This window comes from Streptomyces sp. NPDC015661, from assembly GCF_043077765.1.
In the GTDB taxonomy this organism is placed as follows: domain Bacteria; phylum Actinomycetota; class Actinomycetes; order Streptomycetales; family Streptomycetaceae; genus Streptomyces.
This window is the reverse complement of sequence record NZ_JBIBST010000011.1, coordinates 348,734-358,149: the sequence shown is the minus strand read 5'-3', so window position 1 is coordinate 358,149 and position 9,416 is coordinate 348,734. Positions and strand designations below refer to the sequence as shown.

General features: G+C 73.1%; 5 protein-coding genes. 3 read left to right on the top strand and 2 right to left on the bottom strand.

The window, feature by feature from the left end; genetic code table 11:
- The 3 genes from ACF07V_RS29455 to ACF07V_RS29445 form a co-directional block, all read left to right on the top strand.
- The coding region (locus ACF07V_RS29455; RefSeq protein ID WP_392158691.1) for an amino acid adenylation domain-containing protein at window positions 1-5,454 on the top strand (5,454 nt) is incomplete at its 5' end.
- Window positions 5,455-5,555: 101 nt separating this feature from the next.
- Window positions 5,556-6,674, top strand: a complete 1,119-nt coding sequence (locus ACF07V_RS29450; protein ID WP_392158689.1) for a flavin-containing monooxygenase — start codon at window positions 5,556-5,558, stop codon at window positions 6,672-6,674.
- Complete coding sequence (locus tag ACF07V_RS29445; protein ID WP_392158688.1) at window positions 6,671-7,105, top strand: hypothetical protein; 435 nt, start codon at window positions 6,671-6,673, stop codon at window positions 7,103-7,105. The genes ACF07V_RS29450 and ACF07V_RS29445 overlap by 4 nt, the downstream gene beginning before the upstream one ends.
- A gap of 49 nt (window positions 7,106-7,154) precedes the next feature.
- Here ACF07V_RS29445 and ACF07V_RS29440 read toward each other — a convergent pair whose 3' ends face one another.
- Window positions 7,155-8,807, bottom strand: a complete 1,653-nt coding sequence (locus ACF07V_RS29440) for a long-chain fatty acid--CoA ligase (protein WP_392158686.1) — start codon at window positions 8,805-8,807, stop codon at window positions 7,155-7,157.
- A gap of 39 nt (window positions 8,808-8,846) precedes the next feature.
- Window positions 8,847-9,401 carry a hypothetical protein gene (locus ACF07V_RS29435; protein ID WP_392158685.1) on the bottom strand — a complete coding sequence of 185 codons (555 nt, stop codon included), beginning with the start codon at window positions 9,399-9,401 and terminating at the stop codon, window positions 8,847-8,849.
- Between the last annotated feature and the right edge of the window lie 15 nt (window positions 9,402-9,416).

Below are 9,416 nucleotides of genomic sequence, written 5' to 3'. Positions count from 1 at the left end.
GTCGTCGGCACCCTCCACCGCAACACCGGCAGCCTGGAACGCTTCGTCCAGTCCGCCGCCGAAGCCTGGTCCCACGGCGTCACCGTCGACTGGCCCGCGCTGCTGGCCCCCTACGACGCCCGCACGGTCGAGCTGCCCTCCTATCCGTTCCAGCGCGCGCACTACTGGCTCCTGAACGAGCCCGCCGCCGCTCCCCACGGCGCACCGCGACCGGTGGCCGCACCCGCCGAGCGGGTCGCCCTGTCGGGTGTCCGCATGCCGTCGTCGCCGCTCGCGCAGGCGCAGTTCGCCCCGCGGCTCGACCCGGTGACCCACCCCTGCCTGGGAGACTTCGTCGTCGGCGGACGGCCGGTGGTCAGCGCCGGCGTGCTCGTCGAGTCGGTGATCGAGGCAGTGACCGAGCTCGCCGGGACCGGTCCGGTCTCGGTCGAGGACCTCGAACTCCCCGTCGACCTGGTGCTCGAACCGGTCGGCATCGCCCCGGCGACGCCCGGAGCCGAGCGTGCCGCCCAGATCGTCCTGGACGCGGACCGGTTCCGCTACTACGCGCAGGACTCGGCCGGTGGCTGGCAGCTGCACGCGCAGGGTCGGGCCAGGGCCGGTGCGCCGGCCGCGCCCACGGTGACGCTCGCCCCGGTGGGTTCGGGCCGCGAGCTGACCGGCGACGAGCTGTACCGGATGCTGTGGCAGCGCGCCCTGTACCTGGGCTCCGCCGCCCGCTGGGTGGAGCGGATCAGGCTCGGCCGCGGCGAGGCCACGGCCGAGCTCCGGTCCGCCCTGCCCGGCGAGGCGGAGCCGTACCTGATCCATCCGGGGCTCGTCGACGCCATGTTCCAGACGGCGCTGGCCTGCTTCCCCACCGACGGCCCAGCTGTGGTGCCGGCCGGTCTCGACCGCTTCGTCCACTACGACCGCGGCGGCGCCCAGGACGGGCTCCGATGTCATGCCGAACTGTTCGACGGCGGCACGCTGGCCCGTATCCGGCTCATCACCGCGCAGGGCCGGCTCGTCGCCGAGGCCGACGGCGTGCGCTTCGTCCCGGCCCTGAACCGGCCGGCGGTGGAGCCCGCCGCCGCCCCGGCACCCGCGGCCGGCCACGTGGCGCCGGTCGTGCCCACGCCGCAGCGGACGTCCACGGTCGCGACCGCCCCTGCCCCGGCCCCGGCTCCGGCTCCGGCTCCTGCCGAAGGTCCCGAGGCGGCACCCGAGGCGGTGCGTGCCCTGGTGACGCGGACCGTCGCCCAGGTGCTCGGCACCGTGGCGGCCCGGCTCGACACCGGGCAGTCCCTGCAGGCGCTCGGCCTCGACTCGCTGATCGCGATGAAGATCCGGACGGCGCTGAACCGGGAGTTCGACGTCCTGCTGCCGATGACGGCGTTCCTGAACGGCCGCAGCACCGAGGACATCGCCGGGGACGTGCTCGACGCCCTCGGCGGAGCCCCGGAGGCGGATGCCCCGCAGACGGACGACGAGGCCGCCGCGCCCGGCGACGACGCGGAGCGCCACGAGCCGTTCGGTCTGACCGATCTCCAGCAGGCGTACCTCGTCGGCCGTGGTGACGCCTTCGAACTCGGCAACACCTCCACCTACTTCCAGATCGAGATCGACCTGGAGAACGTGGACCTCGACCGGCTCGGCGCCTCCTTCCGGGCGATGGTCGACCGGCACGACATGCTGCGGGCCGTGTTCACCGCCGAGGGCGAGCAGCGCGTGCAGCGCGAGGTCCCGGCCTATGCGATCCGTGAGACCGACGTGTCCGCGCTGGCCCCCGCCGAGCGCGAGGCCGCGCTGACCGCCGTCCACGAGGAGATGCGGCACCAGGTCTTCGACACCGCCCGCTGGCCGCTGTTCGACGTGCGGGTGACCCGCGTCGACGACCGGACGATCCGGCTGCACGCCGGCTTCGACGCCCTGATCATCGACGGCTTCAGCACGTCGATCCTGTTCAAGGAGTGGGCCGCGCACTACCGCGGTGAGGAGCTGCCGGAGCTGGAGCTGCGCTACCGGGACTACGTCCGGCAGGCCCGCGAGCTGGAGGGCGGGCCCGAGTACGACCGGGCGCTCGCCTACTGGCGGGACCGGCTCGACACGCTGCCGGCCGCGCCCCAGCTGCCGCTGGCCGTGGACCCGTCGAGCCTGGACCGGCCGGTGTTCAACCACCGTGGTGCGACGCTCCGGAAGGAGGAGTGGGCCCGGTTCAAGGAGCACGCGGCGACCGCCGGGGTCAGCCCGTCCGCGGCACTGTGCACGGCGTACTCGCAGGTGATCGCGGAGTGGAGCGCCACTCCCGACTTCTCGCTGAACCTCCTGTACTTCAACCGGCTGCCGCTGCACCCGCAGGTCGGCGACGTCATCGGCAACTTCTCCACGACGCTGATGCTGGAGATCCGCGACTCGGCCGAGGACACGTTCGCCGCCCGGGCGAGCGAGGTGCAGGCCCGGCTGTGGAGCGACATGGAGCACAGCCAGGTCAGCGGTGTGCAGGTGCTGAGGGAGCTGAACCGGGCGCGCGGCGCCTCGGTGCGGGCCGCGGCACCGGTCGTCTTCACGAGCCTGGTGAACTTCGCGGGACAGCAGGACACGGAGCGGCGCGGCGTCGTGCAGTACCTCGCCGGGATCGGTGAGAACGGCCGTCAGGTGAGCAGTTCGGTCCGCACCCCGCAGGTGTGGCTGGACCACCAGGCGGTCGAGGAGGCCGGCGAGCTCGTCCTGAACTGGGACGTGATCGAGGAGCTGTTCCCGGCGGGCTGCGTGGACGCCATGTTCGCCGCGTACCAGCGGATGCTGCACGAGCTGTGCCGCGACCCGGAGGCCTGGCAGCGGCCCCGGCCGGCGCTCGTACCGGCGGCCGATCTGGAGGTGCGGGCCGAGGCCAACGCGACCGACGGGCCCGTGCCCGACGGCCTGCTGCACGAGGCGGTGCTCGCCCAGGCCGAGGCCACGCCCGACGCGCCCGCCGTCATCTCGCGGGCGCTGACCCTGACGTACGGGGAGCTCGACCGCAGGTCGAACCAGGTGGGGCACGCGCTGCGCGCCCAGGGGGCCGGTCCCGGCGACCTGGTGGCGATCGTCATGGACAAGGGCTGGGAGCAGGTCGTCGCGGCGCTCGGCATCCTGCGGGCGGGGGCGGCGTACGTCCCGATCGACGCGCGGGTTCCCGTCGAGCGGCTGCACGTGCTGCTCGACAGTGCCGGGATCGGCCACGTCGTCACCCAGCCGTGGGTGGACGACACGGCGGAGTGGCCGGAGGGCGTGGTCAGGACCGTGGTGCGGGCCGACGACAAGGGTGAGGACAGCCCGCTCGGCGAGTCCGGTGCCAAGCCGGGCGACCTCGCGTACGTGATCTTCACCTCGGGCTCCACGGGGCTGCCGAAGGGCGTGATGATCGAGCACGGCGCCGCCCTGAACACGGTGGTCGACGTCAACGAGCGTTACGGCGTCACCGCGGCCGACCGGGCCCTCGGACTGTCCGCGATGCACTTCGACCTGTCGGTGTACGACGTCTTCGGACTGCTCTCGGTCGGCGGCGCCCTGGTGCTGCCCGAGCCGGCGGCGCACCGTGAGCCCGCCCGCTGGGCGGAGCTCGTCGCCGAGCACGGGGTGACGATCTGGAACAGCGTGCCCGCGCTGATGGAGATGTTCACCGAGCACGCCCTGTCGAACGGGCTCACCGGGCTTCCGGTGCGGCTCGTCATGATGAGCGGTGACTGGATTCCGGTGTCGCTGCCCGGACGGATCCGGCTGCTGCTGCCGGACGCCGAGCTGTGGAGCCTCGGCGGCGCCACGGAGGCGTCGATCTGGTCGATCCTGCACCCCATCGGTGAGGTCGCGGACGACTGCGTGAGCATTCCGTACGGCAAGGCGATGCGCAATCAGCGCTTCCACGTCCTGGACGGTGCGATGCGGCCCTGCCCCGTGTGGGTGCCGGGCGACCTGTACATCGCCGGGGTCGGTCTGGCCCGCGGCTACCTGAACGACGAGGTCAAGACCCGCGCCGCGTTCCTGCACCACCCGGTCACCGGTGAGCGGCTCTACCGCACCGGCGACATGGGGCGGTTCCTGCCGGACGGCACCATCGAGTTCCTCGGCCGGCTCGACTCCCAGGTGAAGATCCAGGGCTACCGGATCGAGCTGGGCGAGGTCGAGGCCGGGCTCACCCAGTGCGAGGGCGTGCGGTCCGCCGCGGTCGTCGCCGCGGGCGAGCAGCACGGGCCCAAGCGGCTCATCGCGTACGTCGTCCTCGACGAGGGCCGCGAGGACTCCGAGGAGCAGATCACCGAGGCGCTGCGCCGGGTGGTCCCGGCGCACCTGGTGCCGCAGCGGGTCCTCGTCCTGGACGAGCTGCCGCTCAGCGACAACGGGAAGGTCAACCGGGCGGCGCTGCCCGCTCCGGACGAGGTCGCCGTGGAAGGCGCCGGGTTCGTGGCGCCCCGCGACGAGGTGGAGCGCCGGCTCGCGGCGATCTGGGCGGAGTTCTTCGGAGTGACCGAGATCGGGGTGACCGCGAGCTTCTTCGACCTCGGCGGGGACTCGCTGCTCGCGGTCCGGCTGATGGCGAGGATCGCCCGCGGCCTCGGCCGCAGCCTGCCGCTGTCCACGCTCTTCGCCCGTCCGACGATCGAGCTGCTCGCCCGGGCGGTCCGTGAGGCCGACGGCGGCGCGGCCGGCCGCGAGGCGCTGGTGCCGGTGCGCACGGGCGGCTCCCGGACTCCCCTGGTGTTCGTCCACCCGGTCGGCGGTGACGTGCTCTGTTACGCGGAGCTCGCCGAACTCCTCGGCGACGACCAGCCGTTCTACGCGCTCCAGGTGCCCGACACGGAACTGGACAGTGTGGAGGCGATGGCCGCCCACTACGTCACGGCGGTCCGCGAGGCGCTGCCGGACGGCCCGTACCGGCTCGGCGGCTGGTCCATGGGCGGCGTCGTCGCCCTGGAGATGGCGGCCCAGCTCACCGCGGCGGGCGCCGAGGTGGAACTCCTCACCGTGATCGACCTGATGGTCGAGCCCGGACCGGCCGAAGGGGCGCCCGTCTCCGACGAGCAGCTGCTGTCCTGGTTCGCCCGGGACCTGGCCGGCCTCGCCGGTGTCGACTGGCAGCTGCCGGCCGAGGCCTTCGACGGCCGCCCGCCGGTGGAGGTGCTGCACGCCGAGGCGCGGGGAGCGGGGGCGCTGTCCGAGGACATCGACCTCGACACGCTCAGCGCCATCGTCGGCCGGTTCCGGAACAACTACCGGGCCCTGCTGCGCTACGCGCCCAGCGGCTTCGCCGGGCGGGTCGTGTCGCTGCGTGCCGCGGACGGCGGTGCGACGGTGGAGACCGCGAACCGCTGGATGCGGTACTTCCCCGGTGACGCCACCCTCGTCGACGTACCCGGCGACCACTACACGGTGATGCGCGGCGAGCGGCTGCGCGTCCTGGCCGGCGAGCTGCGCCGGGCCCTCGACGCGCACTGAACCGAACCGGCCGGGCCGCCGCGCGGGCGGCCCGGCCGGTCCACCCCGGACCGGTCCCGCGGTTCCGCGGGCTCCGGGTCCAAGAAGTGAGGACATTCCGTATGGCAATAGATCAGGCCGATCCGACGAGGCGGTCGGCGAGCACCCTGCCGGCCACCGTGCCGGTCGCCGTCATCGGGGCGGGCCAGTCCGGCCTCGCCGCCGCGTACCACCTGCGGCAGGCCGGGATCCGGTGTGTGCTGCTCGACGCCGGGAGCGAGGTCGGCGAGACCTGGGCGCGACGCTGGGACTCGCTGAAGCTGTTCACGTCCGCGCAGTTCTCCGGCCTTCCGGGTCTGCCCTTCCCCGGCGAGGGCGCGCACTACCCCGGCAAGGACGAGGTGGTGGCGTATCTGCGGGAGTACGCCGAGCGGTTCGACCTCCCGGTGCTGACCGACCACCGCGTGCTGTCGCTGCGCGGGGACGGCGACGGCTATCGGGTGACCACCGCGCACGGCGAGTGCCGGGCCGGCCAGGTCATGATCGCGACCGGCGCGTTCGGCACGGCGCGGGTCCCGGACTTCGCGGCCGGGCTGAGCCCGGACGTGCCCACCCTGCACACCAGCGAGTACCGGGGCGCCGGGCAGCTGCCGCCGGGGACCGTGGTGGTCGTCGGCGACGGCAACTCCGGCCGGCAGATCGCCGCGGAGCTGTCCGCGACCCACAGCGTGGTCCTCAGCTGCGGCGAGGCCGTCTCCCCGCCGCTGCCGCAGACCGTCGTCGGCCGGGACATGTTCTGGTGGATGAGCGTCCTCGGTGTGATGAGCCTGCCGGTCGACATGCAGGCACCGGACCCGATCGTCGGCGACCGGGTGCCCGAGCTGCTCGCGGCGGGCCGGATGCGCGCGGTGGGCCGGATCACCGGGGCCGACGGCGCCGAGCTGCTCGTCGCGGACGGCGAGCGGGTGAAGCCGTCCGCGGTGATCTGGGCGACCGGCTACCGCACCGACTGGAGCTGGCTCGACCCGCGGATGCTGGACGAGGACGGGCAGCCCCGGCACACCGAGGGCACGGGCGTGCTGCCCGGCAGCCACTACCTGGGGCTGTACCGGATGCGTACCCGCGGCTCGGCGCTGATCGGCTTCGTCGGCCGGGACGCCGAGCGCGCGGCGGCGGCGATCACGGCCGCCGCCGGGAACACCACGACCGCCTCCCCCACGGCAGAAGGTGAGCCGTCATGACCACCGCCACCACGACCGAACTCGACGTCCTCGGCGCCCTGTTGGCGTTCGACTTCATCGGGTTCGCGCAGAAGTCCGCGGCCCTCGACCCGGCCGGTCCCCGGTACGGGCAGGCGGTCGGCGCCGCGTTCGGGCTCGCGGCCCGGCGGCGCTTCCCGCAGGGCGCGACAGCGCAGGAGATCAGCGGGTACGTCGCGGAGTTCCTGGGCTCTCTGGAGGCGGGCGCGGAGGACTTCGACCCGGCGGCGCTCGCACGTCTGGTCGCCGCGGGCCTGGACGGGGACACGGGGCGGGGCGACGAGCACCCGGACCCCGAGAGGACGATGCAGGCGCGCCTCGTCCTGACGCTTCGGTGGGTACGGGAGCTGGGCCTGGGCCCCGACGAGCAGCGGGAGCTGCTCGCGGAGGCGGAAGGGCTTTCGGCGGTGTGAGCCGGACGGGAGGCGGCGCTCCGGGTGGTCCGGGGCGCCGCCTCCGCGCTCATTCCCGGGTTGCCCCGGACCCGTCCGGCGTCCAGACGTCCAGTGCCCCGTCCCCGTACAGGGCGCGTACGGCCCGCTTGTCGTACTTGCCGACGCTGGTCTTGGGTACGGCGTCCACGAAGGACCACCTCTCCGGGATCCACCAGCGCGCCACCCGTCCGGTCAGGAACTCCCGCAGCTCGTCCCCGCCGACCCCGGCGCCGGGCACCAACGAGACGCAGGCCAGGGGGCGTTCCTCCCAACGCGGGTCGGGTACGCCGACCACGACTGCCTCCAGGACGGCGGGGTGCTCGATGATCGCGTTCTCGAGCTCGATGGTGGAGATCCACTCGCCGCCGCTCTTGATGCCGTCCTTGAGCCGGTCGCTGACCACCACCCAGCCGCCCGGCTCGATCACGCCCAGGTCGCCGGTGCGGAGCCAGCCGTCGTGGAACTTCTCCGGGGAGTCCTCGGTGTTGAAGTACGAGCCGGTGACCCACGGTCCGCGGAGTTCGAGCTCGCCCACCGAGGTGCCGTCCCAGGGCTGTTCGCTGCCGTCCTCCGCGATCAGACGCACCTCGACGAAGGGCATCACACGGCCGCTCTTGGCGAGCCAGTCGACCTCGTCCTCGTCGGGGGTGTCGTGCGGCGGGACGGCGAAGGTGGCGAGGGGGCTGGTCTCGGTCAGGCCCCAGCCCTGCTTGAGGCGGACGCCGTAGCGGTCCTTGAGGGCCTTGAGCAGGGCGCGGGGCGGGGTCGCGCCGCCGCAGCCGGCGAGGCGCACGGCGCTCAGATCGAGCGGCTGCCGCTCGCCGTGGTGGACCAGGCTGTTCCAGATCGTGCAGATCGCCGCGACCGCGGTGGGCCGCTCCTCGTTGATGATCCGGGCGAGGTCGGGGGTGTGCAGCTGCCGGCCGTTCATGATCAGGTCGGAGCCGGCCAGCCAGGCGGCGTACGGCCAGCCCCAGGCGTTGGCGTGGAACATGGGGACGATCGGCAGGACGCGGTCGCCGTCGTGCATCGCGAATCCCGCGCCGGCGGAGACGCCGAGCGTGTGGAGGGTGATCGAGCGATGGCTGTAGGCGACGCCCTTGGGGTTGCCGGTGGTGCCGGTCGTGTAGCAGAGCGCCGCCGCTTCCCTTTCGTCCAGGTCGGGCCAGTCGAAGCCGGGTCGCTCGGCCGCGAGGAGGTCGTCCCAGCGGTGTACGGCGACGTGCGCGGGGAGGTCCGGGTCCGGCGCGTCGCCGATGACGACGACGTGGCGTACGGTGCCCAGCCGGTCCCCGAGGGGTCCGAGCATGTGCAGGAGGGTCGCGTCGACGAGGATGACGGCGTCCTCGGCGTGTTCGACGATGTAGCCCAACTGGTCCGGGTGGAGGCGGAGGTTGAGGGTGTGGAGCACCGCGCCCATGCTGGGTACGGCGAGGTAGGCCACGAGGTGTTCGGGTGTGTTCCAGGCCAGGGTGGCGACCCGTTCGCCGAGTCGCACGCCGAGCCGGTCGAGTGCGGCGGCGAGCTGCTCGGCCTGGCGGGCGATGTCGGCGAAGGTCTGTAAGGAGCGGGCGGTCGGCCCGTCGGAACATCGGACCACCCGGCTCTCCCCGTACACGCGTTGCCCGTGCGCGAGGATGTCGCGAACCAGCAGTTCGCGGTCCTGCATCGTGCTCTTCATGGTGCGGCCCCTCGGAAGTGCGCGGTGGACAGGACGGGATCAGCCCAGGTACTGGATCTCTCCCAGCAGGGAGCTGCTGACGTGATCGTGGTCCAGGAGGTTGACGCGGGCGCTCATCTTGCCGCTGCCGGCCGCGAACTCGTAGTTGCCGGCACCGCCGGTGATCTTGAAGGTGCCGGTCGGGTAGACCATGGTGTCCGAGGTCAGCGGAGCGGTGAGCGCGTAGCTGATGTCGAGCCGGTCACCGTCGGGCTCCGTCATCGTCGCCGTCCCCTTGATGTCGTACTTGCCGGGGATGGTCGCGGTGCACACCACTTCCTTCTGCGCCCAGGTGGCGGTGGTGACCGGCCTGCCGGTGGAGGTCCCCGCCCCGGTCACGTTGTAGCCGTTGCAGCCCACGGTGTCGGGATGCACGGTGGCGACCACCGCGAAGTTGCTGGTGATCTCGACGGTGGGAAGGTACGTCCCCGTGGCGACGGCCGAGGGGCCGGGCTCGGCGGCGACGGTGACGCCGACCGTCCCGCCGGCGATCAGTACGGCTCCGGCGACGACACCCGCGATGCGGACGGACCAGTGACGGGCAGCTCTTGCCATGTTCTCCCCCGAACG

Coding starts and splice junctions, on each gene's coding strand:
- ACF07V_RS29435 (WP_392158685.1), bottom strand. CDS start 9,401: ATGGCAAGAGCTGCCCGTCACTGGTCCGTCCGCATCGCGGGTGTCGTC.
- ACF07V_RS29450 (WP_392158689.1), top strand. CDS start 5,556: ATGGCAATAGATCAGGCCGATCCGACGAGGCGGTCGGCGAGCACCCTG.
- ACF07V_RS29440 (WP_392158686.1), bottom strand. CDS start 8,807: ATGAAGAGCACGATGCAGGACCGCGAACTGCTGGTTCGCGACATCCTC.
- ACF07V_RS29445 (WP_392158688.1), top strand. CDS start 6,671: ATGACCACCGCCACCACGACCGAACTCGACGTCCTCGGCGCCCTGTTG.